Origin of the sequence: Spongorhabdus nitratireducens (assembly GCA_947387575.1) — a bacterium.
In the GTDB taxonomy this organism is placed as follows: Bacteria; Pseudomonadota; Gammaproteobacteria; order Pseudomonadales; family Endozoicomonadaceae; genus CANDOC01.
In genome coordinates, this window is the sequence record CANDOC010000001.1 from 979,300 (window position 1) to 997,308 (window position 18,009).

Here is an 18,009-nt window from a genome sequence, read left to right on the forward strand (position 1 = left end):
TTATTCCGGTCCAGCAACGTGCTATGTATGTCAATCAAGACTTGTTAAGGGGTACTGCAATAATTGCGGTGTTCAGCGAGTCCGAGTCACACCTGACCGCAGGCGAGATAATAAAATACCTCATCAATACCGAAGACGAGATCATCCTCCAAGAAAATCGACTCCACCTCCACAATTGATAGATGCTGATGAGGTATTGATCGAAATGAATCAGAAAAACAATCAGAATCCTTCACCTGAAACAGTCTCCGTAACTCAAACAGCCTCAAAAGACGCAGGCATATCTGGACCTCTCACTTCGCTGCAAAAGACTTCGGCTTTTGTAGCCCCATTAAAACCCCAGCAACGAAAGCGCCCCTCACAAGCAAAACTAAATATTCAAAAGCGTGTAAAAGCAAAGTGCGATATTGTTGAAGAGTTTGGATCCGATCCAAGTTTCAGGAAGTGCTTTTTATTGTCAGATTATTTGGAATGGGAGGAATGGCTTGACTGGTTGATTTACAACCATGATGAAATAGCCCGGCTTACGGCTGCTGGTCGCCATACTCAAGAATTAACAGTTCCTGCATCGATGAAACCACCTGCCCTTACTCAGGTAGATGTAGAGAAAAGTAGTGAATGCCTATGGCTACAGACTATCTATCAATGGGCTCAAGAGAGTTGCAGAACTGGTGATGGCTTTGCTCTGGATGAGATAAAGGATTGGCTAAAAAGTCAACAACAATACCGGGTTGTGCCTCTGGAATACGCGCCCGGCACAGGGTTTATCTCATTTCTTCGAACGCAACTGCAACAAACAAGTACCTGTTTGGTGATGAAATTATACAGCGCTGATTATGATATGAGTTATTTCTTCTGCTTTGAACGATCTCCTGTATCAAGGCATTGCTTTTTATTGAGTGATGGAATCGGTGAATACGCGAGCTATATGGTTCCCGGTAGAATTAATGACCTTCAAGGATTTTTACAACGAATGGAAAAGATATATATCGAGACAGAAAGCGATGATACCCACACCATGAGTGTCACAGTTTGTTTTTTCAAGTGTGAGAAAAATGACCAAACCAATATGGTAAGTGAAATAGATGAACCAGACTAAAAGCTCACAGACAGCTGGTTCGAATAGTTAAACAAACATCTTTTCCCTGTGATCTCGAACACGAAATGGCGCAGGAAAACGACTTTCCGAGCCTCAGAATCCAGCACGTTAACAACTTGTTACCCACTCTGTGCAGCCGGGATACCTGAGCCAACAGTACGTCAAAACCCCTATATAAAAACATACTCATAAAAAGGACGATTAACCTGTCAAAAAACCCGCCTAACCGCTTCAGGTATCCGTTACCGGGGGATAATCAATGAAAAAAATATTCGCCACTGCAGCACTGCTGCTGACACTGCCACTCACTGCTTTTGGCTACAGCTTTTCCGAAGGCCAGAACTACGACAAGCTGCCAGCCCGCTTTGAAAAGACTGACGCTCCGACCCTGACAGAAGTCTACTCTGTGTATTGCGGTCACTGCTATCGCTGGGAACAGCAATTGCTGGGTGCGGTAAAAGAAGATATGGTCAGCAAAAAGGTCAAGTTCAATCAGGCTCATATCGCCTTTGTTGCCGATTATGGCGATCAGGTTAGTAAAGCTCTGCTTGCAGCTGAGCAGACCGGGGAAGAGGCTGCTGTCAAAAAGGCACTGTTTACAGCAATACACGACGAAAGAATCGGGGACTGGAGCTCTGATAAACAGTTCTTTGCCACTTTGGCCAAAGCCGGATTGACCCGTGAAGAGTTTGATAATGCGGTCAAGACTGCCGAGCTTCAGCAGAAGTTCCAGCACTGGGAAGATTTCGAAAAGACTGTTCCTTCCACCCCGGCATTTATTGTCAATGGTCGCTATCTGATCCGGATGGACAGTCTGGAGTCTTTTGATCAATTCTATGCTTTAATCGACTATTTGCTGGCTCAGCCCTGAAGGTTACGGGCTGGTTAACCAACAAGGAGCTGTACTGACTTGAACGCATTGGCAACACTTTGGGCGGACTTCCGCTCTGCTCCGCTGACCGCTATTCAGAACTGGCAGAATTACCGCATTACCTGGCTGATTATGCTGCTGACAGCGGTATTTCTGGAATCAACCGCCTGGTATTTCCAGTATGTAATGTATCTGGACCCCTGCGAGCTTTGTGTCTATCAGCGGCTGGCCGTTATGCTGCTGGCAATTGCTGCCGCGGTTATGATGATTGCCCCGAGAAACCGGATCGTTCGTAGCATTGGTTATCTGATCTGGATTGTTGGCGCCGTATACGGCTTAAAGGTGGCCATGAAGCAACTTGGCTACTATGGTGCTGACGGTATGTTTATGACCTGTAATGCCCTGCCCACCTTTCCGTTTAACCTGCCGCTGTACGACTGGTGGCCGGATATGTTCTTCCCCACCGGCTTCTGTGGTGAAGATGGCTGGTCATTGCTTGGCATGAATATGGCGCAGTGGATGACCGTTATCTTCAGTGTGTATATTGCAGCTTTTGCACTGTGTGTTATCAGCCTGTTCAAGAAGAAGTAATAATCAGGCGTCGGGTAGTGAGAGACTGCCCGACAGCCACCGACATTCTGAGCAGTTCATATTTACAAGCCAGCGGAGATTCATAATGAAAGTAAAAAAATCTGAAGCACAATGGCGGGAAGAACTGACTGACGAACAATTCCGGGTCTGTCGCCAGTCCGGTACTGAAATCCCTTTTTCCGGCGAGTACGCAGTCTTTGACCGCAATGGCGTTTATCATTGTGTTTGCTGCAATCAAGTGCTGTTTGATTCAACCACCAAGTTTGATGCCGGCTGTGGCTGGCCCAGTTTCTGGCAAACAGTTGATCCCGACGCCGTTATCTACATAGAAGATCACAGCCACGGTATGCACCGAACCGAAGTGCGCTGCGCCAACTGCGAGGCTCACCTGGGTCATGTTTTTCCTGACGGTCCCCATCCCACCGGAAACCGTTACTGTATGAATTCCGTCGCACTCAGCTTTAAAGACGGTGACAACACCTCTCAATAGCTGCCAGACGCCTGCAATTCACTGGGTTGCTCATAAAGATAATTGACCAGTGCCGGGTACAATGAACTGGCACCAAATCTCAAATGAGCATCTACCCACTCGGCGCCCAGTGTTTTATTGACGATCGCCAGATATCTCTCAGCATCTTCGCAGGTACGGATACCTCCGGAGATTTTCAGGCCATGCCGGCTACCACGAGCTTTTATCACCTCAGCCATGGTTTGTACGGCGTTTTCTGTGGCACCGACAGCGATCATACCCGTTGATGTTTTAATGGTGTCTGCCCCTGAGTCCAGCACCAGCCCGGCAAGCTTTCTGATCTGCCCCGGGCTGTCCAGTGCTCCGGTTTCCAGAATAGCCTTGAGCTGCATCCCGCCACAGGCGTTCTTACACTTTTTTACCATCTCAGCCACAATATCACTGTGGCCTTTTTTAAATTCGTTATAAGGCACAACCAGATCCACTTCATCTGCCCGCCCGCGGCGTGCAGCAGCAATTTGATCCAGTGCGCTGGCGATATCAGGACCTCCGTGGGGAAAGTTCACAACCACAGCCACTTTGACATCGGTTCCCGCCAGTTGCTCTTTGGCATCATTCAAATATTCAAGTGGAATACATATTGCTGCAGGATATATTTTGTATCGTTCTCCATTCTCGACAACCCGCTTGCAGAACTCGGCAATATCAGTGTTCGTCAGAGTCTGGCCTGGTTTTGGCAGTCTGGTATGGTCGGTATGCTGAATAGCCAGCAAGGCATTGCTTCGTGCCTGTTGTTGATCAGGGGCATGTGCCATAGTCTGAGCTACAGCCTGACTCACAGCCACAAGTTGAAGCACTGCTAACAGAGCAAAACTAACCAGCAGACATCTTTTTGTCAGACAGACAAAATGGATATGAATGCGCATAAATACTGGCCCCTGACCTTTTATGCCAACTTTTTATCTCGACCTGCCATAACCCATGACAGGCAAGATAAATGATTCTAGACCAGTATTTTTATGCTCATAACAGTCTCCAGCAAATATCTATCTTCAGGAAAACGCATAATGCAAACCAGACCGATTAAAACAGCCGTTGTCGGTTATGGCTATTCAGCCCGTACGTTTCATATCCCTTTTATTTCTCAACTACAACAGTTTGAGTTCAGTGCCATCAGCAGCTCGCAGACAGGGGCGGTTCAACAAGACTGGCCGAATGTTGATCATTATTCTTCAGCAGAGGCTTTGCTGACCGAGTCAGATGCCGAACTGGTTATTATTACCGCCCCTAATGACGTTCATTTTGAACTGGCAGCCCTGGCGCTGGAACAGGGTAAGCATGTCATTCTGGAAAAGCCATTTGTCACCCGGGTAGCAGACGGTGAACGCCTGATCGAACTGGCCAGAGCAAAACAGCGGGTACTCAGTGTTTATCATAATCGCCGCTGGGATGGTGATTTTATGACCGTTAAAAAGCTGATTGAGAACCAAAAGCTGGGTGATATCAAACTGTTTGAATCCCGCTTTGACCGGTTCCGACCGGAAGTCAGACAACGCTGGCGGGAGCAGGCCGCTGACGGCGGTGGTATTCTGTTTGACTTGGGACCTCACCTTATTGACCAGGCACTGGATCTGTTTGGTCTTCCCGAGGCTTTAACAGCACAGTGCCAAATGCTGCGTGATAAGGCAGAAACCGTCGACTACTTCAATATCATCCTGCACTACCCTGATAAGCAGGTCATTCTGCACAGTGATCTGTTCAGTGCCGGTCCCAATAAACGGTTCAGCGTTAGGGGCACTCTGGGCAGCTTTGAAAAGTACGGCCTGGATCCACAGGAAGACCAACTGAAAGCAGGCATAAAACCGACAACACCGGCCTGGGGTCAGGAAGCACAGACACAATACGGCACGCTCTACACTGCCGAAACACAGCAACCGGTAATAACCGAAACCGGAGGCTATCAGCACTATTTCAACGCTATAGCCGCTGCGATTCGAAACGGTGCTGAAGTGCCGGTAACAGCCGAAGATGCTCTGTGGAATATCAGACTGATCAAGCTGGCCATGCAAAGCAGCGCACAGGGTCGAACACTGACTGTCAGCCATGATGCTGCAGAATCAGGCCGTTAATTCGACCAGCGAGCTGATATCCCGGGGTGTCTTGCCAAAATAGCGTTTGAATTCCCGGCTGAACTGGGTGGAGCTTTCATACCCTACCCGGTTTGCGGCCTGCTTTACTTTTAACCCCTGATCCAGCAGCAGTTCCCTGGCCTTGTTCAGTCTCAGCTTTTTCAGATACTGAATCGGTGATGAAGCCATAATCTGGCGAAAGTTACGGTGAAACGTTGAAGGACTCATATTGGCCAGCGCTGCCAGCTGATCCACATCCAGCGGTTGGTCAAAATGCTCATGCAGATACTTCAGCGCCCGCTCCAGCCGGGCAAGATGAGTATTATGCAATGCCAGCGAAAACAGCGGACCGGCCTGTTCACCACAGAGAGCATGATATAAGACCTCACGCACCAGACTCTGGCCCAGCACATCACGCTGCAATGGCGACTGCAGGCTTTGAGCCAGTCGCAAGACAGTAGCCGCAAACGGTTCAGTAACCCGGCTCACATACAGGCTTTTGCACTCAGCCAGACTATTGTCGGTACAAGCTTCACCATGTTCATCAAATAACCGCACCAGCTCATTCAACTGGTTGATATCAATATCGATAACCAGCGACAGTAACGGTTTGTCAGGCTCCACCAGCGTTTCGCATTCAGCCGGCATCGGCAGTGTCAGTACCAGATAGTTATCCGGATTATATTCAAACACTGCTTCTTCCAGATGAACCCGTTTAAAACCCTGCGCCATAATAATCATGCCCTGGCTGTAACACAGGGGCTGGCGAGGGCTGGAAGTAGTGGCCTTAAACACGCCCACCCCTTTTAGAGCTGTCGGGTTATAACCCTCCTCCGGTGCCAGATTGTTCAATAAATTGGCCAGCGGGTTCATTAGCCATACTCCAATCGTGCCTTGTATATTGCTGTCCCGCAGCATAACCCGTTCCGTTTAAAAAGCACACATAAAATGCATAAGTGATAGTTTTAGGCATGTTTTTGCGCGGTTTACCTCTTCTTAATTTTCAATGCTTAGGTAACCTGTAGGCCATAAACGAGAGGATACAAACCATGCAATCTTTTGATTACTTCAACCCGACTCATATTGTGTTTGGACAGGACCGACTGGCGGAACTGGACAAGCTGGTACCACAGAATGCCAAAGTACTGGTGCTGTACGGCGGTGGCAGTGTTAAAAAGTTTGGCACGCTGGATAAGGTGCTTAACGGTCTGGGGCAACGCGAAGTGATTGAATTTGGCGGCATCGAACCTAATCCCCAGTTCGATACCCTGATGCGTGCTGTAGAACTGGTACGCAAGGAGAATATCGATTTTCTGCTGGCCGTTGGTGGTGGCTCCGTAATGGACGGCACCAAGTTTGTTTCAGCCGCAGCCCCTTACGAAGGTTCTGAAGAAAGCCTGTTGCAACATGGTTTTTCCCCGCTGCCTATTGAAAAGGCAGTGCCGCTGGCAACCGTAGCCACACTGCCAGCCACCGGCTCCGAAATGAATATGGGTGCTGTTATCTCCTATCAGGGCGGCAAGTTCCCGGTAATGAGCCCGATGCTGTTCCCGAAGTTCTCATTCCTTGATCCGACCCTGACTTTCAGTTTGCCAAAGGTTCAGGTTGCCAACGGTGTAGTTGATGCCTTTGTTCATATTCTGGAACAGTACGTCACCTTCCCGGTTAATGCCTCAGTACAGGACCGTACCGCAGAAGGTCTACTCAAGACCCTGATCGAAACCGGCCCGGTCACCCTGGCAGAACCGGAAAACTACGATGCCCGTGCGACACTGGTATGGAGTGCAACCTGGGCTCTGAACGGCTTTATCGGCGCCGGCGTTCCCCAGGACTGGAGCACCCATATGATTGGTCATGAACTCACCGCACTGTTCGGTATTGATCATGCCCAGAGTCTGGCCATTATTCAGCCTTCACTCTGGGCCCTGCGTAAAGACAAGAAGCGGGCCAAACTGCTGCAATATGCCGAGCGTGTCTGGGATATTACCGAAGGTGATGAAGAAGAGCGGATTGAACGGGCGATCAGCAAAACCCGAGCCTTCTTTGAATCTCTGGGTGTTAAAACACGCCTGTCTGAATACGGCGTAAAGCGTGAGCAAGTCAGTGATGTTATTAATGCACTGGAAGCTCATGGTATGGTTGCAATGTCTGAAACTGGTGACCTGACACTGGAAACCAGCCGCCAGATTCTGGAGCATTCTTACGCGTAATCGCCGGACGCCCTAAGGTTACAATCAGGCCAGCTCGCTTTCAGGGCTGGTCTTGATAATGAAGAGCATGTGCTATCGAGCCATTGGCAGACATTCGTTACACCAGACTAGAATAAGGATTGTTTATAAGGCCAGGTGCTCAAATTAATGCTGCAGTTTCCACAACTGACAACCACAATCGAGACCTTCTTTTCTCCAGATACATATCCCTGCTCCCGACTTATTTCCCGTCACTTCAGAAACAAACCAGAGCTTCAGAACCAGCGGGTGTTGTTCGCATGTCCTTTATTTATGGGGACTTTACCTGCTCTGCTACCCTAGCTGGAAGCCGGAGCCAAAGTGACTGTCAGCTGGCCTCAGGAAATCCATCCTGATCCAGATACAGTGACGTTACTTCAACAGTGCAATATAGACTGCAGGCCACTAATAGATCCTGCCGAAACCTTTGATATCGTGCTCGACTGCACCGGACAACACCGACAGAACGTTTCCCGTTGCGGGTATATCGAGTTAACTCGCAGTGGTGCAATGCTGTATGCTAGGAACCCGGATAAGAACTGGATTAATGTTGACGGCTCCAGAATCAAAAAAGTAGAAACCATACTGGGTACACCAGACGGCTTTATAAGATCACTGAGACAACTCGGACTTGATCAGCTTGATGGCAAGCCTTGTCTAGTATTTGGATTTGGCAAGGTCGGCAAAGGTATTACAGCCAGTCTCAAGCATCAGGGCGCTATTGTAACGGTCACAGATTTCCCCGGGACTTTTAGTTCAAATAACAACTTCGATTTTATTGACTGCAGGCAAATCAACAGGGTGATGCAGGCAGTGCAAAAGACTCACCTGATAGTAACAGCAACAGGCGTCGAGAATCTGATTTCACAACAATATCCGGTGGAAGACTTTATCAATAGCAAGGCCATCCTGGCCAATATGGGCGCTCAGGATGAATACGGTGATGCCATCCCGAAAGCACGGGTTCTGAACCAGCGCTTGCCACTAAACTTTATCCTGCAGGAGCCAACCCAGATGAAATATATTGATCCGATTATGACTCTCTATTCTGCCTGCGGACTGTATATGCTTGAAGCAGCCGAATCAGGTCAACTCAGTACCGGGATGCAGTTGCCGCCAGAAAAGCTCGAACAAAAGATACTCGATTGCTTTTTTATACAGCATGGAATTCCATCCAATATTCAAAAGGGGCTTCTTGCAGAATATCGTTATACATTGTGACAACTCTGCAGCAACTGGCATCTATCCCTATTGTCAGCCCGACAATTCCCTTTGATAATCCGCCCCCTTATAGACCTCTCACCCGAATCAGTACTGACCTGCCCGAGTGTAATGGTCCCTTGTTTTTCCTATTGAGAAATCACCATGAGCCAGGCCAGCGGCTATATCGACTCCTACTATCAAGCGACCGGGCATCAACTGCCATTACAGCCTGAACTGGACAGTGAAATAACCGCAGATGTCTGCATTATTGGCGGTGGGATGACCGGCTTTAATGCCGCTATCGAGCTGCGCAAGCGTGGCTATGATGTGGTGATACTGGAAGCCAACCGTATTGCCTGGGGTGCTTCCGGACGGAATGGAGGCATGTGCCTGGTCGGATATTGTCTTGGTCTGCATGAAGTAGATGAAGCTTTTGGGCCGGACTGGGGCAAAAAACTGTGGGATCTGTCCTGTGAGTCACTGGATATTGTGCGCGACCGCATCAGGGAATTCAGTATTGACTGTGATCTTCAGCAGAACTGCATCGAGCTGGCGATCAAGCCCAGTCATGTGAAAGAGCTGAAAGCCTATCAGGACTTGATGGAATCTCACTACGACTATGACGGCATCAGCTGGTGGGATAGGGACAAGATACGTGAAGTGACCTCTTCAGATCGTTACATTGGCGGACTGTTTGACCCCAACAGTGCTCATATTCATCCCCATAATTACACCGTAGGACTGGCTCGTGCGGCGATGAATCTGGGCGTAAGAATCTATGAGAACAGCGCTGCCACCAAAATAGTCCAGGGCTGGCCAAACCGGATTAACACCGCAAAAGGCAGTGTAAAAGCAAGGCAGGTATTACTGGCCTGCAATGCCTATATTGACGGTCTGCACAAGAAAGCTGAAAACAAGGTGCTACCGATTATCTCCTATATCGGCGTAACCGAGCCGCTGGGTGACAGACAACCGATTACAAACAAAATGGCCATGTCCGACCTTAATAACTGTCTGGACTATTTCCGTCCGACTGCGGATGGTCGTATTTTGTTCGGTGGCGTAAATCACCCTTTCAACGGTGAACACCCGGATACCCGGGAACGCCTGCGCCAACGCATGCTGAAAGTATTCCCCCAGCTGGATGATGTAAAGATGGAATATCACTGGGGCGGTCTGTTCTCTGCCACTCGTGAATATATGCCCCATATCGATCACTTGGGCAATGATATCTACACCGCTCATGGTTATACCGGACACGGTGTATCCCTGACCAATATCGCTGGTCGTGTGGTGGCTGAGGCGATGGCGGGTACCGCCGAGCGCTTTGATGTATTTTCCAAAATACGTCACAAGTGGATTCCAACACCCAAAATTTTGCGCAAACCGGCGCTGGCCATGGCAATCTGGAAAGCCGAACTGCAAGACAGGCTGGGTTCATGATGAACAGTGAAGTAATAACTCACAGTGCAGCCAAGGCTGCACTCAAATGGATAACCGATTATCTCCACCAGCAGAAGATTCCCTATCTGATTACCGGTGGTCTGGCTGCTATTGCCTATGGCAGCAAACGCCCATTGGCAGATATCGATATGTATATTCCAGCGGAATATTATGCTGCGGTACTGGATTTTGGCGCTGACTATATCAGCCAGCCTTCAACCCGTTACCAGGATGAAAACTGGGATCTGGAACTGGCAGAGTTGAATTATGAAGGTCAGCTGATTGAGATCTGCAAGGCCGATAATATTCGGATGTTTAATCAGTTAACCGGACTTTGGGAAGTTCAGCCGGTTGATTTTGATCGTCACTCACGAATAGAACTGATGGGTTTAAAAGTTGCAGTAATGAGTGCAAAAGATTTGATTGGTTACAAACAGAAGCTGGGACGACCAGTCGATCTGGCAGATATCGCTGCTATAACAACCTGAAAGATTATCTGGAAGGGTTAAAACAATCAGCCTGCCAGCTACCAATAAGCATCTTGACCCTGGTGATGCTGAAAGGCTCGAATGGCCTCACTTAGCTTCACCCTTCTACGGACGGGAATTTTTTATATTTAACAAGTTTGGTTTCTGCTCTTCCAATCGATACTAAACAAAACAGATATGATCAGTGCAAAATAAGAATTTAGAGAAAGCCATCCAGTTAAAGCGTTTTTATCTTACAGTCAAACTCGGTAACTTGATTAATGTATATCCAACAATAACCACAGATTAAATTCAGCGGCTAGACTACGTTTCCATAGGTTTTAATAACAACGAGAAACAGCAGCCCATGCCAAGAGGTAGATGTTTTACCTTTCTCTGCAGTATTTCATGTGTTTTTTGCACTGAAGCCGCTATTTTCTGGCTTAACCCAATCCCTGAGCCCATTAGAGATGAATCAACTGAAGTTTCTTTGAATGAAACAGAAGGTTCGCTTACTGGCTTTGCTGTGGCAATAGCCAACAAATTAACAGATAAATATTGTGAGATTGATTTCGAGAGGCACTTGCTACCCTCTTTTTGTTTCTATCAACACTATAACCCCGGGCAAAATCAACCTGCTATCAAGCTCAATAAAGTATCCTATGATGCTGACGGTCAGTTACATCTGCAACTGAATATTGGTGATATAAGACTCGAAGAGCAATGGCACCCCGAAGGATACAGTCTGACAACAGGATATTTCTACAAACCTGACTTGAGGATTCCTGTATTAGAAATTATGGTGGCAGCGAAAACATATCAGTCTGATAGTGCACCGAAAACGCCAGAGGAGCTTGCAGATTACAAGGAGGAGCAGTGGCATAGAATCAGCTGTTCTTATCAGGCTCTGACACGCAGCAGGTTTGCAAGCATAGGACATAGTTTACAACCACTTGAAGCGTTAGCAGAAATTACGCTACAAACTTTTATCAGGCAGCCCGAAGCTGAAAAAAACAAAAAAGGGAAACGTCCCAGAAAACAAGTACAGCCTGAAGATGTTCCAGATATACAGTTCATCTTTTGTCTACCTCTGCAGCTACAAAAAATTATGGATCCTGAGCTGTACTCCGCAACTAGAACATGGATTGATAATTACATTTATGTATCAATGCCCTGCTGGGAGGAGCTTCCACCAGAGCTTCAGGGAGCGTTCAATCAACTGTTTATCTTGTTTACAGAATTGACAGCATCTGCCGACGAACTTGCTCAAGCCATTACCTGGTGCCTGTATCAGGATAAAAATTACAGAGCCTATCGAATCATCCGCCATCTCTATCTTTTCACGAACTGGCAAAATGTCCCTTTCGCCACAACCTCACCAAACTAATATTATGTTACATATACCATTCAAAGCATTATCCCTTTCTGGTTACCCATAGATAATTATCAGCCGATAAATTTGACTCACCCGACCACCGATAAGCCACCAGCTTGCCGCCCGGTTTGGCCACACTGTAATCCACACAAGCAAGCTTGTCCGATGTCGGCTCAGGTCTTCCGCCAAACCAGTAGTGACCAAAAAACAAGGGAATATCATCCTGATATCGATATCTATCCTCAGGTAGCTTTATCGTCTTCAAGGGCTCCGGCGGTGCCAAAATGGCTACCTGATCAAGTGTTGTCGCCTTATCCTTCCACCACTTTATCCGGGCACTTGTGCGGATAGTGCCGCCAAAGTCCTGAAAGCTTTCACCTGCAGGCAAAGGCATTTCAATCCCTTTCAGCAAATGTTCGACAGCATCATACAGCGGATGGTCTTTATCTGATGCAGCATGATAGGCATCCGGCTTAAGACAGTTTTTCCCGTCGAGCCAGGGCTTGGCTATTCGAAGGCTGGGGTGATGCCAGACTGCATGAATAACCCGAATACCATCCAACTCAAGAAACAGGGGTAGTGTTTTAAACCATGCAATCGTTTCCTGGTGTTCAGGAGATTCAAAAGGATACTCGGCAAGAAATGCAGCATGCTCGGTGGTATTTCTGGGCTTTCGGTGCGAGCGGAGATAATCATCCTCACTGCCTACAACCCGCGTCGCATAGCAAACAGCATTAAACTCATGGTTTCCCATTACAGCCAATGCACTGCCCTGCTCGACCATAGGACGGCAAATATTAATGACCTTTCTCTCTTCCTGCCCCCGGTCAATAAAATCTCCGGCAAAGATCGCAGTCCTTTCTGGATGCCGATATGCCCCGTTAGAGAGACTGTAACCCAGTTTTTCCAGCAATAGTTCCAGCTCTGTTCCATGACCATGGATATCGCCAATAATGTCGTACATATAGAGAGTTTTTTCTGTATGAGCAGATTAATTATTCATTCTGCTCTTTAATAATCAGCAGAGGCAAGCCGGACATTATGCTTCCTGAATAAACTGCCGCCACGCAATCAGCATCTCCTGAAAGTCATCCAGACCACAGTGACTACACGATTCATCGTCGTAGTAATCCAGCTCCGAGTCGTCAGGCAACATATCGGTATCCAGCAGATCAGCTCTCACTTCGGCTGAATCCCGGGTAAGTGTCAGGTTGAACTGTTCACCTTCGTGGATAGATTCCCAGCCCTGCCCTTCCTTAAGGTTTGCAATAACATTCAGAAGTTCTGAAATTTTGCTCTGGCGGGTACCGACCTCTTCCAGCAACCAGCTCCCTATCGCCTCATGGCCCATAGAGAAAGTGGCATCGGCACGCCCGAACAGATCACGTCGAAATTGATATTCCATAAAACAGACTCACTCAAAAGTGAGCCTATTTTATGAACGCAGGATTTATATTGAATAGGTATTTTCAGGGGACTGGTTTTTCCAATTAGTTACTCTTCAGAGCCAAACCAGCACCCAGACTGACCAGCAGTCCGCCGGTCAGGGTATTAAACCCACGATTGACTGAAGGCTTGGCCAGCCAGCTCCGAGCCTTGTTTACCATCAGCGCCAGTCCAGTCTGCCAGATCATTGAGATAATAAAGTGCATACCTGCCAGAATCATTGACTGAATCAGCGCCGAACCTTCCGGATCAATAAACTGCGGCAGGAACGCCATATAGAAGATAACTGTTTTCGGATTAAGTACATTAGACAGCAGCCCCTCACGATAGGAGCGCACAGCACTGAAAGTCTGCTTGCCTGAAGCTTCAACATTCAACCCGCCCTGGCCGTTAAACACCTGCCTCAGGCTTCCGATACCAAGCCAGATCAGATAAGCCGCACCTGCCAGCTTAAGCGCACTGAAAGCCATGGCAGACTGAAGCAAAATAACGGAAATACCTGCTGCAGATACCAGCGCATGAACAAACAAGCCGCTACCAATACCTAAACTGGTAACAGTACCATCCAGCATACCGCCGCGGCTGGTATTACGCATGATAATCAGCGTATCTGCACCCGGTGCCATGGTTAGGAGTGTTAAAGCTATAATTGCAGGCCAGAGATCAAACAGCATATAGAAATCTCGTTAGTGGTTTTATGCTGCCGATTATGTGGGGAATGCCCCGCCAAGTAAATCAACCTGGTCATAAGCCCCACAAGCCAGGCCCCGTTTACGTCATCAGAAGGGATCATCAACCCACGGGTATTTATGCAGGTCAGCATGCTGGTAGGGAATCTCCTGAAAGCGGGTATTCAGGGGGCCGGGAGCAGCCATCAGGATAATTTGCTCTGCCACTGACTCGAAAGCAGCATAAAAGTGAAAAGTGGATTTAACCACCAAGAGTTTTAGCTGCTCCAGCTTCAGACCAAATGTAGTAAAAATCGACGGGTTGAAAACCTGGGAGCGAGTACTGTTAACAATAATAAATATTCCATCACTCTCAAGGCAAACAGTATCACCACAGAGAGCAGGCACTGCTTCAGATCTGTTCTGGGGAAAAAGCTGAATCAGATTTTCTTTGATGCCAACAACTTGGACTTCAAGATCCAAAGGTATTCCGGAACCTGATGTAGCTTTTCCGCCCAGTCGCACATTCAAAGTAGCGCCTTCACCAGCTCTTTTGGCAATTTCCACCACTTGCGGATCCCATATCATACCCACAGCTGCCGCAGCTACTTTCCTTTCAAGCATGGCTGCCAGAGCAAAGGTAGAATCACCAGCAGCACCACATCCTGGATTGTCTGATTGATCTGCCAATACCAACGGTTTTCCTGTGTGAGGAAAAATTGCTGCCCTGTTCAATGCCTCATCCAAGCCTAGAGGACGTAGTAGCAATTCATGCCGGTGTCTATAAATATCCTCACCCAGTTTACAAGCCAGCTCCTGAGCCAGATGTGGATCGTTGTCAGTAATAACCAGTGTTCTGGTGCCACAGTCTTTAACGTCACCCCAAGGAAAGCCATGACCGATATTAGCTGAAATCACCTCAGGCCGAGATTCATATTGCTCCAAACTATCAACTATCTGCCGCATGGGCTGAAGTGCCGTTGGATACAGGTTGACCATACGGCAATCATACATTGCCATTACCGGCCGGGTTTTTCCGCGCACGATGTCAGCCAGCATTAAAAAAAGTGCTTCAGCCCGTTCGATAATGTCGGTATGGGGATACTCCCGGTAAATGGCAATCACATCCGATTCATTCAACATGGCTTGTGTCAAATGACAGTGCAGATCCAACTCCACCCCAATTGGTACCTTTGCCCCTACTACAGTTCTGACAGCCGATATGATGTCGCCTTCACAATCAGAGCAATCTGTTGCCACCATTGCACCATGCAGATGTAGAAACACCATATCAACCGGCATGGCCTGTTCAAGCTCTTTTAACAACAGCTCCTTGAGCGTTTTATAGGCCGTAGCGGTAGTAATACCTCCAGGCACAGCAACCGCGATAAATGACGGGTGGTATATCCAGCCCTGCTGTTCGGCCAGACGCCCGACAGCCTGTAGAATTTCACTTTCACAGGAACGGCTTTCATTATCAATACGACCAACGACAAAATCACTTAAGCCGGTAGGAACAGGTGAAAAAGTATTGGTTTCGGTGTTAATGCCACCCGCAAAAACTTTCATGGTACAACCTGCGCTTTGCTCCGGCTTTACACCAGAGTGTTCAGTAGAACGGTCAGAAGCAGATTAGCATGAATATAAAAGCGTGATGAATGAATGACTGGTTTGAAAGACAGGAAAGTGTGGATATAAAAAAACCGACTCGTTTGAGTCGGTTTTCTCATTCAGATGCATCCTTGTTAAAAGTGCACCCGAATTATGGCTACTTAAGCTTCACCAGAGAGGCTTACAGAACAACGATGTTCTCAGCCTGAGGACCTTTCTGGCCCTGAGTTACGGTGAACTCAACTTTCTGGCCTTCAACCAGAGTCTTGAAGCCGCTGCCAACGATAGCGCTGAAGTGAGCGAATACGTCAGGGCCGTTTTCCTGTTCGATGAAGCCAAAGCCCTTGGATTCGTTGAACCACTTAACGGTACCGGTAGTAGTAGACATAGTCATATCCTGAATTTATCAGTCGTAATTAATAGCTCATGCTGAGCGGTTGTGCGAGAAATATTGCTATTACTTATGACAAACAGGACGAGACTGGAAACAGGGCGTCGAAGAGAATTGCATAAATATAAAACGAATTTCAAGCATAAACGATTATATAGAACGGGTACTGCCCGTCAACGAATATTCCCTGATATTGCCGAATATCATTCAAAAAACTGAGATAAATCAGTAACAAACACGTGTGGATATCAACACAGAAAAGGAATTTCAGGCCAATTACCCACACGTTAATTAAATACAATTTGCAGTGTTTAGAATTGTAACTTGATTCACACTGGCAAACGCATTTGATTCTGCATTCAGGTGAAGTATTCGCTCACTTAATCAAGAAAGCAGACACCGGTTCCACCCAACCCGCAATAACCGTCCGGATTCCGGGCCAGATATTGTTGATGGTAAGTCTCGGCAAAATAGAAAACCGGGGCTTCCCTAATTTCGGTGGTGATTGCTCCCTTACCTGCAGCATCCAGTTGTTGTTGATAATGGCTGGCTGATGCCCGGGCCTGCTCTGCCTGTTCTTCACCAAAGGTGTAAATAGCAGAGCGATACTGGGTTCCGCGGTCATTACCCTGACGCATACCCTGGGTCGGGTCATGGGATTCCCAGAATACCTGCAGCAGCTTTTCAAGGCTGGTAACGGCAGGATCAAAAACAACACTGACGACTTCAGTATGACCGGTTTTACCGGTACACACTTCATCATAAGTCGGGTTCGGGGTCACACCACCGGCATAACCTACAGCGGTAAGCCATACACCTTCCTGTTGCCACAGGCGACGTTCCGCTCCCCAGAAACACCCCAATCCCAGCAATACTTGCTGGAAATGTTCCGGCCAGCCCTGATCCAGCGGTCGATCAAATACCACATGATTTTCGGTGACCGGCATGGCCTGTTCACGACCGGGCAAGGCTGTTTCGGTATCAGGTAATTCGGATTTCAGATCTGGACACATAACAGCCCCCTTCCACTTCATTGACTACTCGGACAAGTCGGAAGAGATATACCAGTAATCATGCCGCTGCTGCAACCAGCCATCGGCCAAACGTTGTAAAATCCAGTTATTTACCAGATTAAGGCCATCAATATCGCCCCGTGGCAACATAATTGCCTCCTGCCCTCGGAAGAAAGGTTCATCGGTGGGCATAAACAGCTCGTCTTCATGTTGTCGCCACAGTTGCTGTGCCCGGGAAACCTCCACCAGAGTGATATCTGCCGAGCCCGACAGCAGGGCTTCAAGCTGATCTTTCTGGCTGGGAACCTGGTGATGAATCGCATCTGGCAGTCGCTCTTTTGCCAGCCGCGCTTCTACCGTTCCCTGCAGGGAAACAACTTTAACAGCACTGCTATCAAAGTCCTGGATCTGTGTTTTTTTATCCAGCGCTTTATCCTGCCGGGCCAGTAATACCAGTTTGGTCCGGTTATAGGGAATGCTGAAGAGGCCTTTCAGATTGCGTTCAACGGTAACCGTCATACTGCTGATAGCCATATCAGCCTTGCCAGCACTGATAGCATTCGACAAGTCCTGCCAGGGCAGCTCGACAAACTCGGGCTCGGCTTTTAACTCTGATGCCAGCTGGCGTGCCACATCAACATCAAAACCGGATAGCTGCCCAGCTTCATCTTTCATTACCCCAGGGGTATACAGGGCGACAGCTACCTTGATTTTCCCGGTAGCAATAACCCGATCAATCAATGATGTTCCCGATTCTGAATGATCAGCGGCATTTAGCGTGGTCGCCATTAACAGCCACCAGCCAACCAGCAGAAAGTTAACTCTTGTTATTATTGTTGCAGTCATTTGAACCAATCCTGTTATTCAGATACTGCCTTTATCATAGAGAACTATCTTCGAAGCGAACTAGGGAGCGTTCTCAATTAAACATATGACCAGCCGCTCATGGTTTACGTCAGGCAAGGCGCGAACTGTGCGGTGTGGTTATTCCACATAAACAGTGAG

19 protein-coding genes are annotated in these 18,009 nt (G+C 47.9%); 10 read left to right on the plus strand and 9 right to left on the minus strand.

Annotated elements, in window-relative coordinates:
- Positions 1 to 205 precede the first annotated feature (205 nt).
- The 4 genes from ACYZZ0_RS04575 (at position 206) to msrB (ending at position 3,051) form a co-directional block, all read left to right on the plus strand.
- Entirely contained in the window at positions 206 to 1,099 is an 894-nt protein-coding gene (locus tag ACYZZ0_RS04575) for a hypothetical protein (RefSeq protein WP_461535400.1), read from the plus strand.
- A 259-nt stretch (positions 1,100 to 1,358) separates the two neighbouring features.
- Positions 1,359 to 1,970 carry a thioredoxin domain-containing protein gene (locus ACYZZ0_RS04580; protein ID WP_461535401.1) on the plus strand — a complete coding sequence of 204 codons (612 nt, stop codon included), beginning with the start codon at positions 1,359 to 1,361 and terminating at the stop codon, positions 1,968 to 1,970.
- A 39-nt stretch (positions 1,971 to 2,009) separates the two neighbouring features.
- Positions 2,010 to 2,561, plus strand: coding sequence for a disulfide bond formation protein DsbB (gene dsbB / locus ACYZZ0_RS04585; protein ID WP_461535402.1), 552 nt, complete (start codon positions 2,010 to 2,012; stop codon positions 2,559 to 2,561).
- Positions 2,562 to 2,643: 82 nt separating this feature from the next.
- Entirely contained in the window at positions 2,644 to 3,051 is a 408-nt protein-coding gene (msrB, locus tag ACYZZ0_RS04590; protein ID WP_461535426.1) for a peptide-methionine (R)-S-oxide reductase MsrB, read from the plus strand.
- Here the strand turns inward: msrB and deoC are convergent.
- Positions 3,045 to 3,956 (minus strand): deoxyribose-phosphate aldolase, encoded by a 912-nt coding sequence (deoC, locus tag ACYZZ0_RS04595; protein ID WP_461535403.1) that lies wholly within the window; start codon positions 3,954 to 3,956, stop codon positions 3,045 to 3,047. The two genes, msrB and deoC, sit on opposite strands and share 7 nt — an antisense overlap.
- Positions 3,957 to 4,097: 141 nt before the next feature.
- On the opposite strand from deoC, the gene ACYZZ0_RS04600 reads away from it, so the two are divergent.
- Complete coding sequence (locus ACYZZ0_RS04600) at positions 4,098 to 5,159, plus strand: oxidoreductase (RefSeq protein ID WP_461535404.1); 1,062 nt, start codon at positions 4,098 to 4,100, stop codon at positions 5,157 to 5,159.
- On the opposite strand, the gene ACYZZ0_RS04605 is transcribed toward ACYZZ0_RS04600, so the two are convergent.
- Positions 5,148 to 6,077, minus strand: coding sequence for an AraC family transcriptional regulator (locus tag ACYZZ0_RS04605; protein ID WP_461535405.1), 930 nt, complete (start codon positions 6,075 to 6,077; stop codon positions 5,148 to 5,150). The two genes, ACYZZ0_RS04600 and ACYZZ0_RS04605, sit on opposite strands and share 12 nt — an antisense overlap.
- Positions 6,078 to 6,208: 131 nt before the next feature.
- Here ACYZZ0_RS04605 and ACYZZ0_RS04610 point away from each other — a divergent pair, with 131 nt between their 5' ends.
- The 5 genes from ACYZZ0_RS04610 to ACYZZ0_RS04630 all read left to right on the plus strand — a co-directional run bounded on the left by ACYZZ0_RS04610 (position 6,209) and on the right by ACYZZ0_RS04630 (position 11,887).
- Positions 6,209 to 7,369: an iron-containing alcohol dehydrogenase gene (locus ACYZZ0_RS04610; RefSeq protein WP_461535406.1), complete on the plus strand. Its 1,161-nt coding sequence runs from the start codon at positions 6,209 to 6,211 to the stop codon at positions 7,367 to 7,369.
- 339 nt (positions 7,370 to 7,708) lie between these two features.
- Complete coding sequence (locus ACYZZ0_RS04615; protein ID WP_461535407.1) at positions 7,709 to 8,608, plus strand: Rossmann-fold NAD(P)-binding domain-containing protein; 900 nt, start codon at positions 7,709 to 7,711, stop codon at positions 8,606 to 8,608.
- A gap of 144 nt (positions 8,609 to 8,752) precedes the next feature.
- Positions 8,753 to 10,033: an NAD(P)/FAD-dependent oxidoreductase gene (locus tag ACYZZ0_RS04620; protein WP_461535408.1), complete on the plus strand. Its 1,281-nt coding sequence runs from the start codon at positions 8,753 to 8,755 to the stop codon at positions 10,031 to 10,033.
- Positions 10,030 to 10,521 carry a nucleotidyltransferase domain-containing protein gene (locus ACYZZ0_RS04625; protein WP_461535409.1) on the plus strand — a complete coding sequence of 164 codons (492 nt, stop codon included), beginning with the start codon at positions 10,030 to 10,032 and terminating at the stop codon, positions 10,519 to 10,521. The genes ACYZZ0_RS04620 and ACYZZ0_RS04625 overlap by 4 nt, the downstream gene beginning before the upstream one ends.
- A gap of 346 nt (positions 10,522 to 10,867) precedes the next feature.
- Positions 10,868 to 11,887, plus strand: coding sequence for a hypothetical protein (locus ACYZZ0_RS04630; protein WP_461535410.1), 1,020 nt, complete (start codon positions 10,868 to 10,870; stop codon positions 11,885 to 11,887).
- Between the two features lie 28 nt (positions 11,888 to 11,915).
- Here the strand turns inward: ACYZZ0_RS04630 and ACYZZ0_RS04635 are convergent, their stop codons facing one another.
- The 7 genes from ACYZZ0_RS04635 to ACYZZ0_RS04665 all read right to left on the minus strand — a co-directional run bounded on the left by ACYZZ0_RS04635 (position 11,916) and on the right by ACYZZ0_RS04665 (position 17,850).
- On the minus strand, positions 11,916 to 12,839 hold the full coding sequence (locus tag ACYZZ0_RS04635) for a metallophosphoesterase (RefSeq protein WP_461535411.1): 924 nt from the start codon (positions 12,837 to 12,839) through the stop codon (positions 11,916 to 11,918).
- A gap of 75 nt (positions 12,840 to 12,914) precedes the next feature.
- Positions 12,915 to 13,280, minus strand: a complete 366-nt coding sequence (locus tag ACYZZ0_RS04640; protein ID WP_461535412.1) for a YacL family protein — start codon at positions 13,278 to 13,280, stop codon at positions 12,915 to 12,917.
- 85 nt (positions 13,281 to 13,365) lie between these two features.
- Positions 13,366 to 13,995, minus strand: coding sequence for a LysE family translocator (locus ACYZZ0_RS04645; protein WP_461535413.1), 630 nt, complete (start codon positions 13,993 to 13,995; stop codon positions 13,366 to 13,368).
- A 105-nt stretch (positions 13,996 to 14,100) separates the two neighbouring features.
- A complete protein-coding gene (locus ACYZZ0_RS04650; protein WP_461535414.1) occupies positions 14,101 to 15,558 on the minus strand; it encodes a M81 family metallopeptidase in 1,458 nt (485 codons plus the stop codon).
- A gap of 223 nt (positions 15,559 to 15,781) precedes the next feature.
- Positions 15,782 to 15,988, minus strand: a complete 207-nt coding sequence (locus tag ACYZZ0_RS04655) for a cold-shock protein (protein ID WP_461535415.1) — start codon at positions 15,986 to 15,988, stop codon at positions 15,782 to 15,784.
- A 383-nt stretch (positions 15,989 to 16,371) separates the two neighbouring features.
- A complete protein-coding gene (gene msrA, locus ACYZZ0_RS04660; RefSeq protein ID WP_461535416.1) occupies positions 16,372 to 17,004 on the minus strand; it encodes a peptide-methionine (S)-S-oxide reductase MsrA in 633 nt (210 codons plus the stop codon).
- A gap of 24 nt (positions 17,005 to 17,028) precedes the next feature.
- The gene (locus tag ACYZZ0_RS04665; protein WP_461535417.1) at positions 17,029 to 17,850 is read right to left on the minus strand and encodes a transporter substrate-binding domain-containing protein; all 822 of its coding nucleotides are present in this window, start codon (positions 17,848 to 17,850) and stop codon (positions 17,029 to 17,031) included.
- Between the last annotated feature and the right edge of the window lie 159 nt (positions 17,851 to 18,009).